This window comes from Streptomyces sp. NPDC037100, assembly GCF_055606225.1.
The window spans coordinates 989,967-1,009,850 of sequence record NZ_JBVJSX010000002.1; the positions used below are offsets into that span (position 1 = coordinate 989,967).

The 19,884-nt window shown below is 70.3% G+C and carries 19 protein-coding genes and 1 pseudogene; 10 read left to right on the forward strand and 10 right to left on the reverse strand.

What is annotated here, in order from left to right; all coding sequences use genetic code 11:
• The first annotated feature begins 67 nt into the window (after nucleotides 1–67).
• The 3 genes from ACZ7EG_RS09750 to ACZ7EG_RS09760 all read left to right on the forward strand — a co-directional run bounded on the left by ACZ7EG_RS09750 (nucleotide 68) and on the right by ACZ7EG_RS09760 (nucleotide 2,825).
• A complete protein-coding gene (locus ACZ7EG_RS09750) occupies nucleotides 68–820 on the forward strand; it encodes a MerR family transcriptional regulator (RefSeq protein WP_471074659.1) in 753 nt (250 codons plus the stop codon).
• Nucleotides 821–824: 4 nt separating this feature from the next.
• Nucleotides 825–1,277 carry a nucleoside deaminase gene (locus ACZ7EG_RS09755; protein WP_471074661.1) on the forward strand — a complete coding sequence of 151 codons (453 nt, stop codon included), beginning with the start codon at nucleotides 825–827 and terminating at the stop codon, nucleotides 1,275–1,277.
• Nucleotides 1,278–1,412: 135 nt separating this feature from the next.
• Entirely contained in the window at nucleotides 1,413–2,825 is a 1,413-nt protein-coding gene (locus ACZ7EG_RS09760; RefSeq protein WP_471074664.1) for a condensation domain-containing protein, read from the forward strand.
• A gap of 15 nt (nucleotides 2,826–2,840) precedes the next feature.
• On the opposite strand, the gene ccsB is transcribed toward ACZ7EG_RS09760, so the two are convergent.
• The 5 genes from ccsB to ACZ7EG_RS09785 form a co-directional block, all read right to left on the reverse strand.
• A complete protein-coding gene (gene ccsB / locus ACZ7EG_RS09765) occupies nucleotides 2,841–3,920 on the reverse strand; it encodes a c-type cytochrome biogenesis protein CcsB (RefSeq protein ID WP_471074667.1) in 1,080 nt (359 codons plus the stop codon).
• Nucleotides 3,917–5,662, reverse strand: coding sequence for a cytochrome c biogenesis protein ResB (resB, locus tag ACZ7EG_RS09770; RefSeq protein WP_471074670.1), 1,746 nt, complete (start codon nucleotides 5,660–5,662; stop codon nucleotides 3,917–3,919). Before resB ends, ccsB begins: the two co-directional genes overlap by 4 nt.
• Nucleotides 5,663–5,665: 3 nt before the next feature.
• Entirely contained in the window at nucleotides 5,666–6,439 is a 774-nt protein-coding gene (locus tag ACZ7EG_RS09775) for a cytochrome c biogenesis CcdA family protein (protein WP_358564217.1), read from the reverse strand.
• A 13-nt stretch (nucleotides 6,440–6,452) separates the two neighbouring features.
• A complete protein-coding gene (locus ACZ7EG_RS09780; RefSeq protein ID WP_471074674.1) occupies nucleotides 6,453–7,100 on the reverse strand; it encodes a TlpA family protein disulfide reductase in 648 nt (215 codons plus the stop codon).
• Nucleotides 7,101–7,167: 67 nt separating this feature from the next.
• Entirely contained in the window at nucleotides 7,168–8,460 is a 1,293-nt protein-coding gene (locus ACZ7EG_RS09785) for a polysaccharide deacetylase family protein (protein WP_471074677.1), read from the reverse strand.
• Nucleotides 8,461–8,619: 159 nt separating this feature from the next.
• Between ACZ7EG_RS09785 and ACZ7EG_RS09790 the strand changes: the two genes are divergently transcribed.
• Nucleotides 8,620–9,195 (forward strand): CGNR zinc finger domain-containing protein, encoded by a 576-nt coding sequence (locus ACZ7EG_RS09790; RefSeq protein ID WP_471074680.1) that lies wholly within the window; start codon nucleotides 8,620–8,622, stop codon nucleotides 9,193–9,195.
• 548 nt (nucleotides 9,196–9,743) lie between these two features.
• On the opposite strand, the gene ACZ7EG_RS09795 is transcribed toward ACZ7EG_RS09790, so the two are convergent.
• Nucleotides 9,744–10,442 (reverse strand): histidine phosphatase family protein, encoded by a 699-nt coding sequence (locus ACZ7EG_RS09795; RefSeq protein WP_471074683.1) that lies wholly within the window; start codon nucleotides 10,440–10,442, stop codon nucleotides 9,744–9,746.
• On the reverse strand, nucleotides 10,439–11,755 hold the full coding sequence (gene hemL, locus ACZ7EG_RS09800) for a glutamate-1-semialdehyde 2,1-aminomutase (RefSeq protein WP_471074686.1): 1,317 nt from the start codon (nucleotides 11,753–11,755) through the stop codon (nucleotides 10,439–10,441). The genes ACZ7EG_RS09795 and hemL overlap by 4 nt, the downstream gene beginning before the upstream one ends.
• A gap of 507 nt (nucleotides 11,756–12,262) precedes the next feature.
• Here hemL and ACZ7EG_RS09805 point away from each other — a divergent pair.
• The 4 genes and pseudogenes from ACZ7EG_RS09805 (at nucleotide 12,263) to ACZ7EG_RS09820 (ending at nucleotide 15,282) form a co-directional block, all read left to right on the forward strand.
• Nucleotides 12,263–12,700: a hypothetical protein gene (locus ACZ7EG_RS09805; RefSeq protein ID WP_149512092.1), complete on the forward strand. Its 438-nt coding sequence runs from the start codon at nucleotides 12,263–12,265 to the stop codon at nucleotides 12,698–12,700.
• A gap of 427 nt (nucleotides 12,701–13,127) precedes the next feature.
• Nucleotides 13,128–13,633: pseudogene (locus ACZ7EG_RS09810) on the forward strand (zinc-binding dehydrogenase); the annotation flags it as partial.
• A gap of 43 nt (nucleotides 13,634–13,676) precedes the next feature.
• Nucleotides 13,677–14,345, forward strand: coding sequence for a PaaI family thioesterase (locus tag ACZ7EG_RS09815; protein WP_471074690.1), 669 nt, complete (start codon nucleotides 13,677–13,679; stop codon nucleotides 14,343–14,345).
• A 43-nt stretch (nucleotides 14,346–14,388) separates the two neighbouring features.
• Entirely contained in the window at nucleotides 14,389–15,282 is an 894-nt protein-coding gene (locus tag ACZ7EG_RS09820; protein WP_471074693.1) for a phosphorothioated DNA-binding restriction endonuclease, read from the forward strand.
• Nucleotides 15,283–15,378: 96 nt separating this feature from the next.
• Here ACZ7EG_RS09820 and ACZ7EG_RS09825 read toward each other — a convergent pair whose 3' ends face one another.
• Nucleotides 15,379–16,056 (reverse strand): TetR/AcrR family transcriptional regulator, encoded by a 678-nt coding sequence (locus ACZ7EG_RS09825; protein ID WP_471074696.1) that lies wholly within the window; start codon nucleotides 16,054–16,056, stop codon nucleotides 15,379–15,381.
• Nucleotides 16,057–16,183: 127 nt separating this feature from the next.
• On the opposite strand from ACZ7EG_RS09825, the gene ACZ7EG_RS09830 reads away from it, so the two are divergent.
• Together ACZ7EG_RS09830 and ACZ7EG_RS09835 are read left to right on the forward strand one after the other, a co-directional pair.
• The gene (locus ACZ7EG_RS09830) at nucleotides 16,184–16,573 is read left to right on the forward strand and encodes a VOC family protein (RefSeq protein WP_471074699.1); all 390 of its coding nucleotides are present in this window, start codon (nucleotides 16,184–16,186) and stop codon (nucleotides 16,571–16,573) included.
• Nucleotides 16,574–16,614: 41 nt separating this feature from the next.
• Entirely contained in the window at nucleotides 16,615–17,214 is a 600-nt protein-coding gene (locus ACZ7EG_RS09835) for a dihydrofolate reductase family protein (RefSeq protein WP_471074702.1), read from the forward strand.
• A gap of 461 nt (nucleotides 17,215–17,675) precedes the next feature.
• On the opposite strand, the gene ACZ7EG_RS09840 is transcribed toward ACZ7EG_RS09835, so the two are convergent.
• Nucleotides 17,676–19,094 carry a sensor histidine kinase gene (locus ACZ7EG_RS09840; protein WP_471074705.1) on the reverse strand — a complete coding sequence of 473 codons (1,419 nt, stop codon included), beginning with the start codon at nucleotides 19,092–19,094 and terminating at the stop codon, nucleotides 17,676–17,678.
• Nucleotides 19,095–19,814 carry a response regulator transcription factor gene (locus ACZ7EG_RS09845; protein WP_471074709.1) on the reverse strand — a complete coding sequence of 240 codons (720 nt, stop codon included), beginning with the start codon at nucleotides 19,812–19,814 and terminating at the stop codon, nucleotides 19,095–19,097. It abuts the gene before it with no gap.
• Nucleotides 19,815–19,884: the final 70 nt, after the last annotated feature.

Genomic DNA, 19,884 nt, shown 5'->3' on the forward strand with positions numbered 1-19,884 from the left:
CATTGAAGTGCGGTGTTGAGACTTGAGAGGGTTCTGCGGCCTGTTTCCTGCCGTAACCTTCAAATCGATGACGAACGACCGCCGCCTCCGCCCCGTCGACCTGGCCCGGCTCGCCGGTGTCTCGACGCAGCAGATCCGCAACTACGAGGACGCCGGTGTGCTCCCGCCGGCCGCGCGGACCGCGTCCGGCTACCGCGTCTTCGGCGAGGTGCACCGCGGCGCGCTGCTGGCGTACCGGACGCTGATGCGGGGGTACGGGCCGGTGACGGCGTCGAACATCATGCGGACCGTGCACGAGGGGGACGTGCCGGGCGCGCTCGCGCTCGTCGACGCCGCGCATGCCGCGCTGCACGAGGAGCGGGTGTCCCTGCGGGCGGCGAGCGAGGCCCTGGAACTGCTCGCGGCCGAACCGCCCGCCCCCCTGCCGCGTTCGGGCGGGCTGCGCATCGGGGAGGTGGCCGTGCTGCTGGGCGTACGGACGTCGGCGCTGCGGGTGTGGGAGGAGGCCGGGCTGCTCACTCCGGGCCGGGAGCGCGCGACGGGCTACCGGGTCTACGAGCCGGCCGATGTGCGCGATGCCCGGCTCGTGCACACCCTGCGCCGCAGCCACTACTTGTTCGACCAGATCAGGCCGGTGCTGGACGGGCTGCGGCGGGAGGGCAGCAGTGCGGCGCTGCGGGCTGCCGTGGCAGCGCGCGGCGAGGCGCTGACGGCCCGCACCCGGGTCATGATCGAGGGCGCGGGCGCCCTGCACGCCCACCTCGACCGGCTCACCGCGGCCGGGCCGGGTTACGGAGAGGCGGGGCGGGGTCATGGATGAGGTCATGGACCGGGCACAGGCACGCACATGGCTCACGACCGCCGTCGAGGAGGCCCGCACCGGGCTCGCCGAGGGCGGCATCCCGATCGGTGCGGCGCTCTACGGCGCCGACGGCACCCTGCTGGGCCGTGGCCACAACCGCCGCGTCCAGGACGGCGATCCGTCGCTGCACGCGGAGACGGCGGCCTTCCGCGCGGCCGGGCGGCAACGCTCCTACCGGGGCACGACGATGGTGACGACCCTGTCGCCGTGCTGGTACTGCTCCGGCCTGGTGCGGCAGTTCGGCATCTCTCGCGTCCTGATCGGGGAGGACGTGACCTTCCACGGCGGCCACGACTGGCTCGCCGAGCACGGTGTGAAGATCGTGCTGCTGGACGACGACGAGTGCATCGGCCTCATGCGGGACTTCATCGCGAGCAACCCGGCCCTGTGGCACGAGGACATCGGCGTCAACTGAGCGCACCGGCCGGGGTTCGCATCACCGTTCGGGAAGCCATCCGTTCCATTGAAATGTAGCGACACCCGGTGTCGCCGGTGGCGGGTTCGCCATTCCTTTGGTCGGGTCTATCCCACCTGCGAACGGAGACGCCCTGTGCGAATGACTGACATCCAGCGCTGCGAGGTACGACCAGGGCGACTCGTCGAATGGACGCTCAGCCCGGCCACCGTCGCGACGGCGAAGGCCCTGCCGGAGGACTCCAGGCCGCCCGCCTACATCCAGGAGTCGCATCTGCGGACGGCGCGGTCCGTGCGCGAGGACGGTCTGTTCGTACCCACCTGGCTCGGCGCGGCGTTCGACATCCCGGGGCCGGTCGACCTCGACGCGCTGGGTGAGGCGCTGCGCGGCTGGACGCTGCGGCACGAGACCCTGCGCAGCGGTTTTCGCTGGGCGGGCGGGCCGGGCGACTCGATCCGCCGTTTCACCCTCGACCCGGCCTCCGTCTCCCTGCACCGCGAGGACGCCGGCGAGTTCACCGACCCCGAGGCCCTGGCCCAGCACCTCCAGGACCGCTTCGACACCACCGCCGACGCGCTGCGCTGGCCGAACCTCATCTACACGGCCGTCGTCCGGGACGACAGCACCAGCGTGTACATGGCTTTCGACCACAGCAACGTCGACGCGTTCTCCATCTACCGCATCCCGGCGGAGATCCAGGAGCTGTACGCCGCGCATCTCACCGGGCGTGCCCCGGAGCAGTCGCCGGTCTCCAGCTACGTCGACTTCTGCGAGGCGGAGCGGGCCGACGCGGACCGGCTCGACGCGGACCACGAGATCGTCGCCCGCTGGCGGGAGTTCATCCGGCGCTGCGACGGGCGGCTGCCGAGCTTCCCCGTGGACCTCGGGCTGGACCCCAAGGCAGGGCTGCCGACGCAGAAGCTCATGCGCGAGATGCTCGTCGGCGCGGACGCCGCCGCCGCCTTCGAGGCGTACTGCCGCCCCTACGGCGGTTCGCTGGTCGGGGTCCTGGCGGCGACCGCCCTGATCGTCCACGAGATCGGCGGTGAGCCCGTCTACCGGACGGTGGTGCCCTTCCACACCCGGGCGAAGTCCGCGTACTCGGACTCGGTGGGCTGGTACGTCGGCGGCGCGCCGATCGAGGTGCCCGTCGCCCAGGCGCCCGACTTCCCCACCGCGCTGAAGACCGTACGCGCCGCGCTGCACGCCACCCGGCCGCTGGCCCGGATGCCGCTGGCGCGGGTGCTGCGGCTGCTCGGCGCGGACTTCCGGCCGACGTCCCCCGACATGTACTCGATCGTGTCGTTCGCCGATGCCCGCGGCATCCCCGAGTCCACGAGCTGGACCGAGCGCAACGCCTACGGCCTGATCCGGGTGTCGTACGGCGACCAGGTCTGCGCCTGGGTCACCCGGCTCCACGAGGGGCTGTGGTTCGCGGCCCGCTACCCGGACACCGATGTCGCGCACAAGAACCTGCGGCTGTACGCCGACCGGCTGCGCGACATCATCGTGTCGGTCGCGGACCACGCCCCCGCCGCCCGGCGGTGAGGTGCCCCGCCGGGACTACACGCCCGCGTAGGAGTGCTTGCCGGAGACGAAGATGTTCACGCCGTAGTAGTTGAACAGCCAGCAGCCGAAGGCGATGAGCGCCAGGTAGGCGGCCTTGCGGCCCTTCCAGCCGGCGGTGGCGCGGGCGTGCAGGTAGCCGGCGTAGGCGACCCAGGTGATGAAGGACCAGGTCTCCTTCGGGTCCCAGCCCCAGTAGCGGCCCCAGGCGTCGCCGGCCCAGATGGCGCCGGCGATGATCGTGAACGTCCACAGCGGGAAGACGGCCGCGTTGACGCGGTAGGAGAACTTGTCGAGGGAGGCGGAGGAGGGCAGCCGCTCCAGGACGGAGGTCGCGAAGGTGCCGGGCGTGCCGCCGCTCGCGAGCTTGCTCTCGTAGGAGTCCTTGAAGAGGTACAGGATCGTGGCGACCGCGCCCACGTAGAAGACCGCGCCGCAGAAGATCGCCGTCGAGACGTGGATGTACAGCCAGTACGAGTGCAGCGCCGGGACCAGCTGGTCGCTGGCGGTGTAGAGGACCGTGACCGCCAGGCCCAGGTCGAGCAGGACCGAGGTGATCAGGAACAGGCCGAGCCAGCGCACGTTCTTCTTCAGGGCCAGCAGGCCGAGGTACACGCCGACCGCGACCGTGGAGAACGTGATGTTGAACTCGTACATGTTGCCCCACGGGGCGCGCTCCACCGACAGGGCGCGGGTGAGGACACCGCCGAGCTCGACGAGGAAGGCGAGGACCGTGAGGGAGATGGCGATCCGGCCGTACAGGTCGCCCTGCTCGTCCCCGCCGTGCGCCCCGGGGCCGTCGGGCACGTCGCGCTGACCGGTGGCGGCCCGCACGGTGACCTTCGGCCGCTCCAGCACGGCGGTGCCGCCGGCCTGGTTCACGGTGACGGCCGGCGCCTTCTCGGCGCCCGGCTTGCCCGTGAGCGCGGCGGCGGTCCTGGCGACCTTGCTGCGGCTGCCGAAGAGCCATTCGGCGATGTACGCGAAGAAGGCCAGGGTGTAGACGGCCATCGCGGAGTAGATCAGCACATTGCTGATCTGCGCGAGGTTTTCGTTCGTGGCGGCGGCGAGAGTCACTGCTTCTCAGCCCCTTCGGCAGGTACGGGGGGTTCGGTACCCGGCTCCTGATCGGGGTCGGGGGAATCTGCGGGGTCGTCGGGACCGGGAGCACCCGGTGCCTGCTCGTAGAGGTCGCCGGCGAGGTGCCCCAGTTCCTCGGGGACCTTGGCGGACTCGCTGCGGCCGAGGCCGGCCATCTCGACGACGGTGACGCCGTCGGCGCCCTCGACCGCGCGCACCCAGACGCGGCGGCGCTGGATGAACAGGGAGGCGGCGAGGCCGCCGATGGCGGCGAGGGCACCGGCGAGGGCCCAGCCGCTGCCGGGCTGCTGGACGACCTGGAAGCCGGCCCACTCCTTGATGTCCTTGCCGAAGGTGACCGAACCGGCGCCGTTCGGGAGCTTCATGGTCTCGCCGGGCTTCAGCAGCTTCTTGAACAGCTTGCCCTTCGAGTCCTTGAACTCCTTCATGTTGGTCCGGTCCATCTGGTACACGCTCTGCGGGATGCCGGAGTCGGCCCCCAGGTCGCCGTGGTAGGCGGACAGCGCGAGCAGCGGATTGTCCAGCGCGGGGAACTGCGACAGCATCGTGCCGCTGGCATGGCCGCCGAAGGTCGGCACCAAGAACGCGTTGAAGCCGAGCTGTTCCTTCTCGCCCTTGGTGTTGCGGTAGCCGTCGAGGACCTTGACGACACCGGAGGAGGTGACGTTGGCGTCCAGCGGCAGCAGCGGCACGGCGTCGTCGAAGACGACCTTGCCCTGGGCGTCGCGGACGGTGATGACGGGCGCGTAGCCGTGGCTGACGAGGTAGACCTTGGAGTCGCCGATCTCCAGGGGGTGGTTGACCTCGACGGTGGTCTTCTCGTCCTTGCCGTAGGGGCCCGCGCTGTACGTGAGGTCCGCCTTGTAGACACGCGGGGTGCCCTTGTTGGGGCCGGTGCGCTCGTAGCTGCCGGTGAACTTCTTCAGGTTGAAGCTGAACGGCACCAGGTCGTCGGAGGTGAAGAGGTTGCCGGACTTGAAGTCGTCGTACTGGGTGAGGGTGTTGGAGAAGCCGTCACCCTCGACGACCAGTTTGTTGCCCTCGGACTTGTACAGCTGGCCCCAGGCGAAGGCGGTCAGCATCACGATGAGGGCGATGTGGAAGACGAGGTTGCCCAGCTCGCGCAGGTAGCCCTTCTCCGCGGCCACGGCGCCCCCGGTGAGGTGGGTGCGGAAGCGGCGCTTCTTCAGCAGGGCCAGGGCGGCCTGGTGGACCTGCTCGGGTTCGGCGGTGGTGCGCCAGGTGGTGTGGGCGGGCAGCCGGTTCAGCCGCCGGGGCGCGCCGGGCGGCAGGCCGCGCAGCTGGCCGACGAACTGCCAGGTGCGGGGCACGATGCAGCCGATGAGCGAGACGAACAGCAGGATGTAGATCGCGGAGAACCACACCGAGCTGTAGACGTGGAACATGCCGATCTTGTCGTAGACGTCCCCGAGGGTCGGGTGGGCCTTGCGGAAGTCGGCGACCTTCGTCTCGTCGCTGCCGGACTGCGGGATGAGCGAGCCGGGGATCGCGCCGAGGGAGAGCAGCAGGAGCAGCAGCAGGGCGACCCGCATGGAGGTGAGCTGCCGCCAGAACCAGCGGGCCCAGCCGATGACGCCCAAGGACGGCAGGCTGGGCGCCTCCTCCCTGGGGGCGGTGGACAGCTGGGAGCCGGCCTCGCCCAGCTCCTGGTCCTCGGCGGCGGTCGGGGCCGGGTCGGAGGCGGTGGTCTTGCTCATCGATCAGATCCCCACAGTGAAGCCGTCGGACCAGACCTGCATCTCCTGCACGATGCGGTCCCACGCGCCGGTCAGCAGCAGCAGACCGGTCACGATCATCATGGTGCCGCCGATCCGCATCACCCAGACGTAGTGGCGCTTGATCCAGCCGAAGGCTCCGAGGGCCTTGCGGAAGGCGACCGCGGCGAGCACGAAGGGCACGCCCAGGCCCAGACAGTACGCGAAGGTGAGTATCGCCCCGCGACCGGCGGTTCCCTGTTGCCAGGCGAGTGTCTGCACGGCGGACAGCGTCGGGCCGATGCAGGGCGTCCAGCCGATACCGAAGAGGGCGCCGAGGACGGGGGCTCCCACCAGGCCGGTCGCCGGCTTCTTGTGGAAACGGAACTCGCGCTGGGTGAGCCAGGGCATCAGGCCCATGAAGAAGACGCCCATGAGGATCATGAGGACGCCCAGCACCTTGGTCAGTACGCCCCGCTCCTCCTGGAGCGTCTGGCCGAAGTACCCGAAGAGGGCCCCGCCGGAGACGAACACCGCCGTGAAGCCCAGGACGAACAGGGAGGCACCGGCGACCATCCGCCCCCGCCGGGCCTCGGCCAGGTCGGTGCCGCTGACTCCGGTGACGTAGGACAGGTAACCGGGCACCAGCGGCAGGACGCACGGCGAGAAGAAGGAGACGAGTCCGCCGAGCAGCGCGATCGGCAGGGCCACCAGCAGGGCGCCGTTGAGCACCGTGCCGTTGGGGTCCGCCACCGCGGCGAGCGTGGTGACTGCGCTCACGTCGCTACTCCGCTCACTTCTCGGCGACGACCGGCTTGAGCATCTTCAGCAGCCGTTCCTCGCTGAGCGCGGACAGGGAGCGGGCCGCGATCTTGCCGTCCCGGTCGAGGATGAGCGTGGAGGGGATCGCCTGCGGGTTGAGCGTGCCCTTCTTGAAGCGCAGCAGCAGCTTGCCGGTGGGGTCGTAGAGGCTGGGGTAGGTGATGCCCCAGTCCTTCTCGAAGGCGAGGGCGGCGCCGGTGGAGGTGTCCCGGGTGTTGATGCCGACGAACTGCACGCCCTTGCCGGCGTAGTCCTTGGAGACCTTCGCGAAGTACTTGGCCTCGGCGCGGCAGGGGTTGCACCAGGAACCCCACACGTTGAGGACGACGACCTTGCCCTTGTAGTCGGCGACGTCGAGGGTCTTGCCGGCGATGGTCTTGCCGGACAGGTCGGGTGCCGGGGTGCGCTTGCCCTCGGCGACCGTGGCGACGCCGTCGGTGCCGGTGACGAAGTTGGTGTTGCCGCCCCCGCCGGAGGTGCCGCCGGAGCCGCACGCGGAGACGAGCAGCGCGGTCGCGGCGAGACCCGCGGTCAGGGCGGCACTACGGCGGACACGTCGGGTGCGCTCGGCGGCACGGGTCGTGCGGTTCGAACGCTGGGGGGCGCTGTCGGCACTCATGTGAAAAGTTTCGCATGCCCGTTCTGGGGGTCTCGCCCACCCCCCTTGCGGGCGGAAAAACCGCATTTCAGGCAGCGTTCCGCGAGGCCTCTCCGCCGGAGGTGGCAGCCCGGCCGGTGAACTCCCGCCAGCCACCGGCCGGCTGCTGCCCGACCCCGAGCGTACGGAGCTTGTCGAGCACCTCGGGCTTCTGCACGTCCAGCCAGTCGGCGAACTGCCGGAAGGAGACGAGGCGCACATCCGCGCCCTTCTCCTTCTCGCGCGCGATGTACCGGAAGGCCTCCTCGACGGCGTCCATGTAGATGCCGCCGTTCCACTGCTCGAAGTGGTTGCCGATGAAGAAAGGCGCCCGGTTTGTCTCGTATGCTCGCTTGAATCCCTGGATGTACGCCTGCGCCGACTGCTTTCGCCAGCCCGGGTAGTTGTGGGCGGGTGCCTTCGTGGTCGCGAGGGACTGGTTGGCCAGCATGTTGTAGTCCATCGACAGGACCTCGAAGCCGCGGCCGGGGAAAGGTATCTGCTGCAGGGGCAGGTCCCATATGCCCTGGCGCTTGCGGGGCCAGACCTGGAGGCCGCCCGGCGAGGAGGCGTCGTAGCGCCAGCCGAGCTCGCGGGCGGTGGGCAGCAGGTTGTCCTGGCCGAGCAGACAGGGCGTACGACCGCCGACGAGCTCCTTGTCGTAGTCGAACGGCAGCGACGGCAGGTCGGTCCAGCCGGTGTTGGTGCGCCACTCCTTCACGAAGGACTTCGCCTGGTCGATCTCGCTGCGCCACTGGCGGGGCGTCCAGTTCTTGACCGAGCCGTGGGACTCGCCGCAGAAGTGCCCGTTGAAGTGGGTGCCGATCTCGTGGCCCTCCAGCCAGGCCCGGCGGACGTTCTTCAGGGTCGCCTTGACGTGGTCGTCGGTGAGGTAGCCGATGTCGGAGGCGCCGCGCGGGTTGTTCGGCGGGTTGTACAGGCGCTTCTTCGACTCGGGCAGCAGGTACAGCCCGGACAGGAAGAAGGTCATGCTCGCGCCGTGCTCCTTGGCGAGGTCCAGGAAGCGCGGGAAGAGGCCGTTGCCGACCTCGCCGGCGCCGTCCCAGGAGAACACCACGAACTGCGGCGGGGTCTGACCCGGCTCCAGCGGCTCCGGCTTCGCGGGCTGGTGGGGCTGCTTGCCGGTGTGGGCGGTGGATCCGTCGCCGATGGGGCGGGCGGCGGGCTTGGGCTTCGATCCGCCCTGAGCGGAGTCGCCGCCGGAACCGTCGGCGTGGCCGGAACCGTCCGAGCCCGTGAGACCGCCGCATCCGGCGAGTGAGACGGCGGCGGCGGCTCCCGCGCCGAGTCCGAGCATTCCCCTGCGGGAGAGAGCGCGCATGGCATCCCCGATTCGTACGTCGTGCTGGTCACCCCGTGAGAGGACGTGACGAACGAAGAGGTTCCGCTGAAATACGCAGATTCCGTAACGAAGTAGTCGTAAGCGATCAGAAGTTCGCGTATGCTCGCGCTGCAGGAGTCAACCGGCTAAGGTGGTTCCATGGCGGTGGTTCATTTCCCTGAGTTCCGTCTGGGCAAGGTGCTCGCGACCAGCTTCACGGGGACCCTGTCGGAGCGTTACGGCGAGGCGCTGGAGCGTATTCCTGTGCCATCCCGGCTCGCGGACTGGCTGGCAGTCCACGGACTCGCCGTCGACTCCTGCAGCCAATCCCAGCTCGACCACGCCCGGGAGCTACGGGAATCGATTCACGCAGCCGCCACCGCGGTCGCGAACCAGGACCCGCTGCCCCCTTCAGCTGTCCAAGTCATCAATGACTGCAGTACTCACGGTCTGGCCTCGGCGATCTTGACGCCCCAGGGCAGCCGGGAGTGGCGGCTGGGTTCTGCTTCCGCGGAAGACGCGTTCAGCGTGATCGCCGCCGATGCGATCAGCATCCTCGCGGGAGAACGAGAAGGAAAGATCTCGTTGTGTGCATCGCCGACGTGCCGAGCCGCGTTCTTCGACACCAGCCGCGGCTCCACCCGCAAATGGTGCGACATGAACACGTGTGGGAATCGTGAGAAAAAGGCACGCTTCCTCGCCAACAAGCGCACGAAGTCGAGCCTTGTCGACTGACCGTGCCGTCCGATCGCCGGTCATCGTGATTTCGTAGCAGCGAAACTTCCGTGCTCCGTGGTCCCGGACCGTATCGACCTCGACGCCGACCGCTCGCCTCATTTCGCGCTCGGTGGCGGCCTACATCATTGCCTGGGGCACTTCGTCGCACGGGCGGACATGAATGTGGCCCTCTCGGCGATGGCTACGCGGATGACTGATCTGCGTGTAGGGGAAGGCGCTGAGTGGTTTCCTGACTCCGGAAACACCGGCGCGAGGAAACTGCCGATCACATTCACCCCGCGTTCCCGATTTCTGCGAACGACGAAGCTCCTGGTGGATGGGTCCACAGGCAAGATCACCCATTCTGCTGTCTTGATCGTTACAACACAGCAGCGGATCGTGTCCTGAGCTACGGCCCCCTTTGCCCTCGTCGCCGTGGCGAGGACAGCACCCTGGCCGCGGTCCGCATCCGAGGCACGATCCGACCGCGCAGCGATGAGCGTCGGCCGTCGGCCGTGGCTTGCCCGTGGGTCGGTCGCTCCGGCAGCCGACCCACGGGCCACGCGCTACGCGCCGAAAGCCTTGGCCTGCCCCTTCACCGGCTTGGCACCGGCGAGGAGATGGGCCGGGACGAGATCGCGGGCCGGTTCGGTGTAGCCGACGGAGACGATCCGGTCGCCCTGGTACGTGAAGGTCGTCAGCGAGGCGAGCGTGCACTGACGCTTGCGCGGGTCGTGCCAGAGGCGGCGGCGCTCGACGTACGACCGGACGATCCAGATGGGCAGCTGGTGGCTGACCACGACCGCCTCGTGCCCGCGGGCCTTGTCCTTCGCCGCGCTCAGCGCGCTCATCATGCGGACGACCTGGTCGACGTACGGCTCGCCCCAGGACGGCCGGAACGGGTTGACCAGGTGCTTCCAGTTGCCGGGGTTGCGCAGCGCCCCGTCCCCGACACCGAAGGTCTTGCCCTGGAAGATGTTGTCGGCCTCGATCAGCCGCTCGTCGGTCGCCAGGTCCAGCCCGTGCGCCTTGGCGATCGGCTCGGCCGTCTCCTGGGCCCTCTCCAGCGGCGAGGCGACGACATGCGTCACATCGCGGCCGGACAGGTGCTCGGCGACCCGGTCGGCCATGCGGCGCCCCAGGTCGGAGAGGTGGTAACCGGGGAGGCGGCCGTAGAGGATGCCGTCCGGGTTGGCGACCTCGCCGTGCCGCATGACGTGGACGACGGTGATGTCCTCGGCGCCGCTGTTCTGCTGGTCGCTCATGCCGTGGCCTCCGCAGCCGCCCGGGCCGCCGCCGGAAGGGCGTCGGCGATCCGCTGCACGGCCCGCTCGTCGTGCGCGGTGGAGACGAACCAGGACTCGAAGGAGGACGGCGGCAGGTAGACGCCGTCGGCGAGCAGCGAGTGGAAGAACGCGGTGAAGCGGAAGGACTCCTGGGTCTTGGCGTCTTCGTAGTTGCGCACGGGCCGGTCCGTGAAGAACACGGAGAACATGTTGGAGGCGTTCTGCAGCCGGTGTGCGACGCCCTCCTTGGTCAGAGCGTCGGTGACCAGGCCCTGGATCTGCCGCGACACCGCGTCGACCTTGGCGTAGGCCGCGTCGTCGAGGAGCCGCAGCTGGGCGAGCCCGGCCGCGGTGGCGACGGGGTTACCGGAGAGGGTGCCGGCCTGGTAGACGGGCCCGGCCGGGGCGAGGTGGGCCATGACGTCCGCGCGACCGCCGAAGGCCGCCGCGGGGAAGCCGCCGCCCATGACCTTGCCGAAGGTCATCAGGTCCGGGACGACGCCGTCGACCCCGAACCACCCGGCGCGGCTGGTCCGGAAGCCGGTCATGACCTCGTCGGAGATGTAGAGCGCCCCGTTCTCGGCGCAGAGGTCCTTCAGGCCCTGGTTGAACCCGTCGGCGGGCGGTACGACGCCCATGTTGCCCGGGGAGGCCTCGGTGATCACACAGGCGATCTCGCCGGGGTGGGCCAGGAAGGCCTCGCGTACGGCGTCGAGGTCGTTGTAGGGCAGGACGATGGTGTCGCCGGCCTGGGCGCCGGTGACGCCCGGGGTGTCGGGCAGCGCGAAGGTGGCCACACCGCTGCCGGCCGCGGCGAGCAGCGAGTCGACGTGCCCGTGGTAGCACCCGGCGAACTTGATCACCTTGGTGCGCCGGGTGAATCCCCGCGCGAGCCGGATGGCGGACATGGTCGCCTCGGTCCCGCTGGAGACGAGCCGCACCTGCTCCAGCGGCGCGACGCGGGCGACCATCTCCTCGGCGAGCGCGACCTCGCCCTCACCGGGCGTGCCGAAGGACGTGCCGCGGGAGACGGCGTCCTGCACGGCGGCGATGACCTCGGGGTGGGAGTGTCCGAGGATCATGGGCCCCCAGGAGCACACGAGGTCGACGTACTCCCTGCCGTCGGCGTCGGTCAGATAGGGGCCGGTGCCGGACACCATGAACCGCGGCGTGCCGCCGACGGCTCGGAAGGCCCGCACCGGTGAGTTCACGCCGCCGGGCGTGACGGCCGCCGCACGGTCGAACAGAGCCTGCGAGGCCGGTGCTTCATACGGATATGCCAGTTCACTCATGACCTGCGACTTCTCCGACCTTCTCCGACGCTGTCGGGCTCCGGGTGCCAGTGACCTGTTCAGGGTAGGCCAGGGGCGCGCGCGGGCGGGGCGCGGGACAACCGGCCCCGTGGTCCCCGTCGTCTGCGAGACTGGACCCTGATACACACAGCTCGCACGGCCCGGGTGGCCGGAGGCTGCGGACATCCCGCGGTAGTTGTTTCGGCGCACGTTTCGGCGGGCGGCCGTGGGGGAGGTCACTGACACGATGATCGGGTTGCGCGGCGGGGGCGACGCGTTCTGGAAAAGCAGTCGGGTGGAGATATGCATCGCGGTGGCGGACTGGGCGAGGGGACCGATGACCTGGGTCCTCGGCGTGCCCGGCGGGGACGACACCGGCGCGAGGCGGAGGACGCTCAGGAGCCGCGTCGGACACAGAGTTCACCGAGTGAACCGGAGCGGGCCGCCGGACGTACTGAACGTCAGGTGGACGATCTTCGGGCCGGGAGCAGCGGGAATGGTGGTCGGGTGGGGGTGACGTACAAGTACTTCGGCGCGCCCGACGGTGCGACTGCGGCCCGCGTCCCGATCTCGATGCGCCCCGAGGAGCTCGGCGGCGACGAGCTCGGCATGAACGGCATGTTCACGAAGATCAAGCCGGAGACCATGGCGGCGATGGTCCTCACGGGCATCGAGGGCATTCCCCTGCACAAGGTCCCGCCCCTGGAGCTCGTCGTCCTGCACCCCGACTACGCCGTGGTCAAGCTCCCCATGACGGTCGTCGACCCCCTGCGTGGCATCGGCGAGGAGGCGGTGGGCGCGGCGGCCTTCATCTGGTCGACGGTCCCGGACCGGGGCGGCCCCCGGGACGCGTTCAACGTCTACCAGCTGCTGCACGAGTGGCAGGACTTCTCGCATCGGTTGCATGAGGCGGGGCATCAGCCTTATTGCCTGGTGTGGCCCTGAGCTTGGGTTTCACTGGTTTCGGGCGGGGTTTTCGGACCCCGCCTTCTTCATGTGCGGGGAGGGGCCGTCAGGCGGCCAGGGCACATTGAGGGCACACGCGTTTCTCTGGGGGCACTGATGTGCCCTGAGCTTCTTCTGCCGGGAAGCCGAACAGGCCACGGCCTCAGCCACCGACGTCTTCACGATCATGGATGGCGCCCCACTGCCCGGCCGTATGCGCACCCTCATGGGCGATTTCCACCGGGGCCTGTTCGTCATGGCCCCCTCCGCGTCCTACGCACGAGACTGGGCAGACCGCATGCGAACCGAATGGAGCCGAGCGTGACCGACCTGCGTCACTTCCAGCACGGAAACCTTCCCGACGTGCATGACCCGGGCCTGAGCGACCCGCCGCGCTCTCTCCTCGGCGGGCGTCAGCGCTTGAGAGGCCCGCCCCGGAGCCAGGGTTCTGGTCGTCGCCCGCGGCGGCATCGGCCTCTACGTCTGCGACATCGCCCGCGCGCTCGGCGCCTCCGACGTGCTCTACGTCGACCCCGATTCCCAACACCGGGAACTGGCCCGCGGTTTCGGGGCCGCCACCACCGAAACGCTGGACTCCGTCCCGCAGAGCTACGACATCGCCGTGGAGGCCACCGGACGGGTCGACCAGCTCGCCCTGGCCCTCAAGTGCCTCACCCCTGAAGGGATCTGCGAATCGGCGGGCAACCACTTCCGCCCCGGCGAACTGCCCCTGCTCGACATGTACCTCACCGGCGTCACCCTGCGCATCGCCCGCGACAACGTACGGACCACATTCCCGACGCCCTCGAACTCGCCGCCTCCGGCAAGGTCGCCCCCGGAAAGGTGGTCTCGCACGTCATCGACTGGGACGGCCTGCCGAACGCCCTCCCGGAAAAGCATCTGAAACCGGTCTTCGTCCGAGCAGACGGCTGACCACTCCCGGATGCCACCCCAGCCCAGCACACCGAGAAACCCGATGCGCACCTCCCTCACCAGCCCGCCGGCCACCGGCACCGCGGAGCCGGAAGACCAGAAGGCGGCCATCACCCGCCTCGGCGACGAACTGCGTGCCTTGGTGGAAGCCACCGTCCGCACCGCCGCCTCCCCCGCGGCCCTCCACCGTATGGCGGACGGCGTGCGCGCCCTCACCGGACAGCTCACGGGGCGCCGACGCGCGAGGGGTGAGATCCCCGAAGTCGACGAATTCCCCAGCGGCACGCGGATCTACAGCCCGGTCACCGGAGCCGGCAGCCCGCTCGCCCCACCGATGCAGGTCGAGCCCGCCGACGACGGCCTGATCGGCGAGTGCACCCTCGGCATCGCTCACGAAGGACCGCCCGGCTGCGGCCACGGCGGCGTGAGTGCGATGCTTCTGGACGAACTCGTGGGCCGCGCCTGCGCGGCAGCCGATATGCCCGGCCCGACCGTCTCCCTCCAGCTGCGCTATCACCGCCCGGTCCCGCTGGAAGCACCCCTGCGCATCCTCGCGCGCGTCACCGGCACAGACGACCGCAAGATCTTCGTGAGGGGTTCGATCACCGGCCGGGCGGATCCCGGCACGGAACTCGTCACGGCTGACGGAACCTTCGTCGCCCCCGACCCGCACCGCGCCCGCGCCCTGTTCCCCGGCATGCGGCCGTCCTGAGCAGTACCACGTGGCCGGGCCGGCCAGCCTATGATCAGCCGCCATGGACTGGCTGGAGCGGATCGCCGAGCTGAGGCAGTGGACCAAGGGTGGAACGCGCGCTCCGCACAAGCCGCTGCTGCTCCTGTACGCCCTCGGCCGGTTCCAGCAGGACGCCGACGACGGTTTGCGGTACACCGACGTGGAGCACGACCTGAAGCGCCTGCTGACCGAGTACGGTCCACCGAACAGGACGACACCCGCCTACCCCTTCCACCACCTGGTCAGCGACGGCGTATGGGAAGTCCGCACCGATCGCGGGCCCGGCAGCCCTGGCAGCGGGGTGCGGGACCTCCGCGAGACGGGCGCCACCGGGCGGCTGGCGCCGGACTTGCGGGCGGCGCTGCGACGCGAACCGGACCTGCTCGGCAGAATGGCGCGATTACTGCTCGATCTGCACTTCCCGCCCTCCCTGCACCAAGACCTGTGCGAAGCCGTCGGCCTGGAACCGGAGCCGGCGGAGGCCGAGCAGCTCTCGGCCGTACGCAGGCAGCGGGACCGCAGGATGCGGGAGCTGGTGCTGACCGCCTACGAGTACCGGTGCGCCTTCTGCGGATACGACGGCAGGATCGGCGCGGTACCGGTCGGGCTGGAGGCCGCCCACGTGCGCTGGTGGGCGTTCGGCGGCCCCGACGACATCGAGAACGGGCTCTGCCTGTGCTCGCTGCACCACAAGCTCTTCGACAAGGGCGTCCTGGGAGTGGGAGACGACCAGCGCATCCTGGTCTCACAACGCTTCGTCGGCCACAGCCCCGCCGCCCGCGAACACGTCACAGCCCTCGCGGGCCGCCCGCTCATCGGCCCCCAGCCCGGCGCGCGCCCTCCTGCCGCAGTTCACCGCGACTGGCACGCCCGACAGGTCTTCCACGGCGAACCGCGCCCTGCCACGGTTGCCTGACCCCGGCAACCGTCCACGAGACACCCTCTTCACGGAAACGTGCGTCCGGCCTGAAAGAGGGGCACGCAAGGCTGATGGCCCGGGCAGTAAGAACCCTCAGGCGATCGCACAGTCACCGATGGCCGGTTCGAGGAGGTCGAAGGCGTGTGCCGCTTCCTTCGCGAGCGTCTTGGCGATCTCGTCGTTGGTGTGCCCGGCCAGGGTCAGGTCCTGGATGCGTTGGAACAGGACGCGGTGCACCGCGCCGAGCAGCCCCGCGACCGTGCGGACGGTGATGTCGTCCGGCCGCGCGCCGACGGCCTCGGCGATGGCCTCGGCCAGCGCCTGCTCACGCCGGTCGTGCAGGGTGCGCAGGCACGCCGACAGGGTGGGGCTGTCGGTGATCATGCGGGAGAAGTCCGGGCCCGCGAATCCGGCGACCGGGTCCTGCGCCGCGACGGCGGCCTCGAAGGCACGGCGAAGCGCAGCGAGGGCGGACTCCCCGGGGCGGCGTGACGTCACGACCCGCGCCAGCGAGGCTGCGAACTCGTCCTGGTGGTCGAGAGCCAAGTCCTCTTTGCGCGCGAAGTAGTTGGTCACCGTCTTCTTCGCGACGCGGGAAGCCGCTGCGATCTCGGCGATGGTGGTGTTCTCGAAGCCCTGCTCGAGGAAGAGCCGTGTCGCATGGTCGGAGATCAGCTGTCGCGTCTCCTGCTTCTTCGCCTCCCGCAGGCCCAGCGGGGCGGTGACGCCGGCTGTCGCGGCACTCGCTGGGGCGCTCATCTCGGTTTCCATGAGCAGAATCTTACTCCCGTGGCAAAATTACGTTTACGGCACTGGGGGTATGGAGTTAATCTTACTATCGACGTAAGATCACTGAAGGAACATCGCCCCGACCCCGCAGCCCGGACAAGGAACCCATTTGAGGATCACCGCCTCCACCGTCTCCCTCACCGTCGAGGACCTCGCGGCCTCCCGCAGCTTCTTCACCGAGCACCTCGGCTACCGGGAGCAGGCCGCGGCCGAAGGATTCGCCTCCCTCGCCCGTGACGATGCCGCCGTCGACATCGTCCTGCTCCGCAGGGGCACCGATGTCCTGCCGCCCGACCAGCGCGACCGGCACGCCGGCGGTCTGATCCTCGCCTTCACCGTCACCGGCCTCGAAGCCGAGGAGAGACGACTGCGTTCCGAAGGCGTCGACATCACGATGCCCCTGCGCGAAGAGCCGTGGGGGGAACGCCTGTTCCAGGTCACCGACCCCAACGGGGTCGTCGTCCAGCTCGTCGAATGGGCCACGCCGGCCTCCTCCTGATCCCCTCGCCCATCCAGCAGACCCGGAAGAGAGAGCACCGCATGCGAAAGCTCGTGTACTACATCGCCACCACGCTGGACGGTTTCATCGCGGGCCCGGACGGGGCCGACCCCACGGGTCCGGACGGCTTCTGGCCGATCCCCGGCGACTACATCCAGCACCTCGTGACGGAGTACCCGGAGACCTTGCCCGCCCAGGCCCGGGCGGCTTTGTCCGTCACCGCGCAAGGCACGCACTTCGACACCGTCCTGGAAGGACGGCGCAGCTACGAGATCGGCCTCAAGGCCGGCATCACCGATGCCTACCCCCACCTACGTCACCTGGTCTTCTCCCGGACCCTCACCGAGGCCCCGGACCCGGCCGTCGAACTGGTCGCCGGGGACGCCGTGGAGAAGGTCCGGCAGTTGAAGCAGGAGGACGGCAAGGACATCTGGCTGCTGGGCGGCGGGGAGCTGGCCGGAGCCCTGTACAGCGAGATCGACCAGCTCATCCTCAAGATGGCACCGTTGACCATCGGCGCCGGGATCCCGGTCTTCTCCCACAAGGCCGCCTTCGACCCGCGCGGCTGGGAACTCACCGGCCACACCGTGCTCGACAGCGGCGCGGCCGTCGTCACCTACACGCGCGCCACCGGGAACTGAAGCCGGGCGAACCGCGGTTCCGGTGCCGGCGCCTTCCGGGGCCCCGGCACCGACACCGTCCGTGCCGCTCCCCACGGCCCATGCTGCAAGGCCGGAGCGGGATCGGCCTTGCCGGTTCCCGGCAGAGTTCATCAGGGTCTGCATGCCGGTGTCCGTCAGGAAGCCGTCGACGGCACGCGGAGCATGCGGGAGGAGCAGGGTGGTCTTTCATGCCGGGCTCCGGCGCATGCTCTGCGCCGGACCGCCGCCCGCGGGCCAGGACTTCGGCCACTTACCGGCCACGACCGACTCCCGGGCCGGACGGGGGGGATGAGCCGGGCCGCTGACGGGCAGGACCGGTGCGGTGGCAGTCGGGTCGCAGGCCGGCGCCCGCCCGAGTCGCGCCGCAGCGCAGCCGCCGGACGTACGTCGCGTGACGCCGGGGTCGCGGGCCGGCGGCACCTCACCGCAGGCCCGTGGCGTCAGTCGATCCCCCCGCCCACCGTGAACCCGGTCACCGTGCCGCCGCCGTCCCGCCGGAACGCGAACGGCGCTCCGCCGTGGGCGAGGGCGACCTCGCGGACGATGGACAGGCCCAGGCCGGAGCCCGGAAGGGAGCGGGCGTCGGCGGCGCGGTAGAAGCGGTCGAAGACCCGGGTGAGGTCGCCGTCGGCGATGCCCGGGCCCCGGTCGAGGACCTCGACCCGGATGCGGCCGGGCCGGGCGGGTCCCGAGACGACGATCTCGATGGGGGCCCGGCCGCCCTGGTCGAACTTGATCGCGTTCTCGACGAGGTTGGACAGCGCCCGGGTCAGCATCCCGTGCCGCCCGTCGGTCGTGGTGTCGCCGCTCGTGCGCAGCAGGATCTCCCGGCCGCTGCGGCGCCGGGCCGCCCCCGCGACCTCCTCGGCGATGTCGGCGACGTCCACCCGCCGCGGCGGCTCGGTGTCGGACTGCCCGGCAGCAAGATCGACCAGCTCGTTGACCAGGTCGGTCAGCTCCCGGGCCTCCTGCCCCAGGTCGGCGACCAGCTCCTCGCGGGCCTTCGGCGGGAGCTCGTCGATCCGGCGCAGCAGGGAGATGTTGGTACGCAGCGAGGTCAGCGGTGTGCGCAGCTCGTGGCCCGCGTCCTGGACCAGGCGGCGCTGGTCCTCCTCGGACTGCGCGAGCCGGCCCAGCATGCGGTCGAAGGCCCGGCCGAGGCGGCCCACCTCGTCATGGCCGGCCACGGGCACCTGGATGCCCAGCCGGCGGGTGCGGGCGACGTCCTCGGCGGCGTCGGTCAGCACGACCAGGCGGCGCGTGATCCGCCGGGCCAGCCACCAGCCGAACAGCCCGGCGCCGATCACCACGGCGGCCATCAGCAGCAGGGTCCGCTGCTGGAGCGCCCGCAGCAGGTCCTCGACATCGCTGAACTCCTGCGCGACCTGCACCGCGCCCCGGCCGCCACCGAGGGAGACGGTGGCGACGCGGTAGACGTCGTTGCCCACGTCGACGTCCTTGTGCTCGGCCACCTGCCCGGACAGCGCCTCGGCGGCGATCCGCGCGTCGATGCCGGTGACCGGCAGTCCCGGATTGCCCGCGTCGACGACGTGCCCGTCCGGGCCGAGGACCTGCACGTCCGTGCGGGCGGGCCGTACGAGGTCGTGTCCCGGCGCGGCGGACGAGAAGTCGCCGGGCGTCATGTGGTTCTGCCGCACCTCGTCGCGCAGGTCCTGCACGACCTCGTCGAACACCGTCTGCTGGTCCACTCGCACCAGCCGGGCGGCGGCGCTGTAGGACAGGATGCCGACCAGGATCGTCACGGCCGCCGTCACCGCCGCGAACGACACGGCGAACGTGGTGCGCAGCGAGACCAGCTTCGGCCGCCGCCCGGCCGGCAGGCGACGGAGGCGGCCCACTCAGTCCTCCCGCAGCACGTAACCCACGCCGCGCACCGTGTGGATCAGCTGCGGTGCGTCCGGCTCGTCGAGCTTGCGGCGCAGATAGCCGACGTAGACGGCGAGGTTCTTCGAGCCGGGCCCGAAGTCGTAGCCCCAGATGCGGTCGTAGATCGTGGAGTGGTCGAGGACGATGCCCGCGTTGCGCACCAGCAGCTCCAGCAGCTCGAACTCGGTGCGGGTCAGCTCCAGCTCGCGCGCGCCCCGCCAGGCCCGGCGGGCCTGGGGGTCCATACGGATCCCGGCCGCCTCGAGGAACCGCTCCGGGAGCGGCCTGGGCGCCTCGGCCGCCGGTGCGCTGCCGGCGTCGACCGGGCTGGTGCGGCGCAGCAGGGCGCGCAGCCGGGCGAAGACCTCCTCCACGTCGAAGGGCTTGACCACGTAGTCGTCGGCGCCCGCGTCCAGGCCGGCGATCCGGTCGGCCGTCTCGACGAGGGCCGTCAGCATCAGCACCGGCGTGCGGTCGCCCTCGGCGCGCAGCACCCGGCACACCTGGAGCCCGTCGATGCCGGGCATCATCACGTCCAGGACGAGCACGTCCGGACGGTTGCGGTGGGCCTGCGCCAGCGCCTCGACACCGTCGGCGACCGCCATGACCTGGTAGCCCTCCAGGGTCAGGGCACGCTCCAGGGCGTTGCGGATGGCGCGGTCGTCTTCGGCGAGCAGCAGGGTGTGGGGCACGCGTCCAGTGTGCCAAGCCGCCCGGCCGCCCAGGCCGTATGCGCTGCGCCGTAGCGTCCTTCTTACTCCC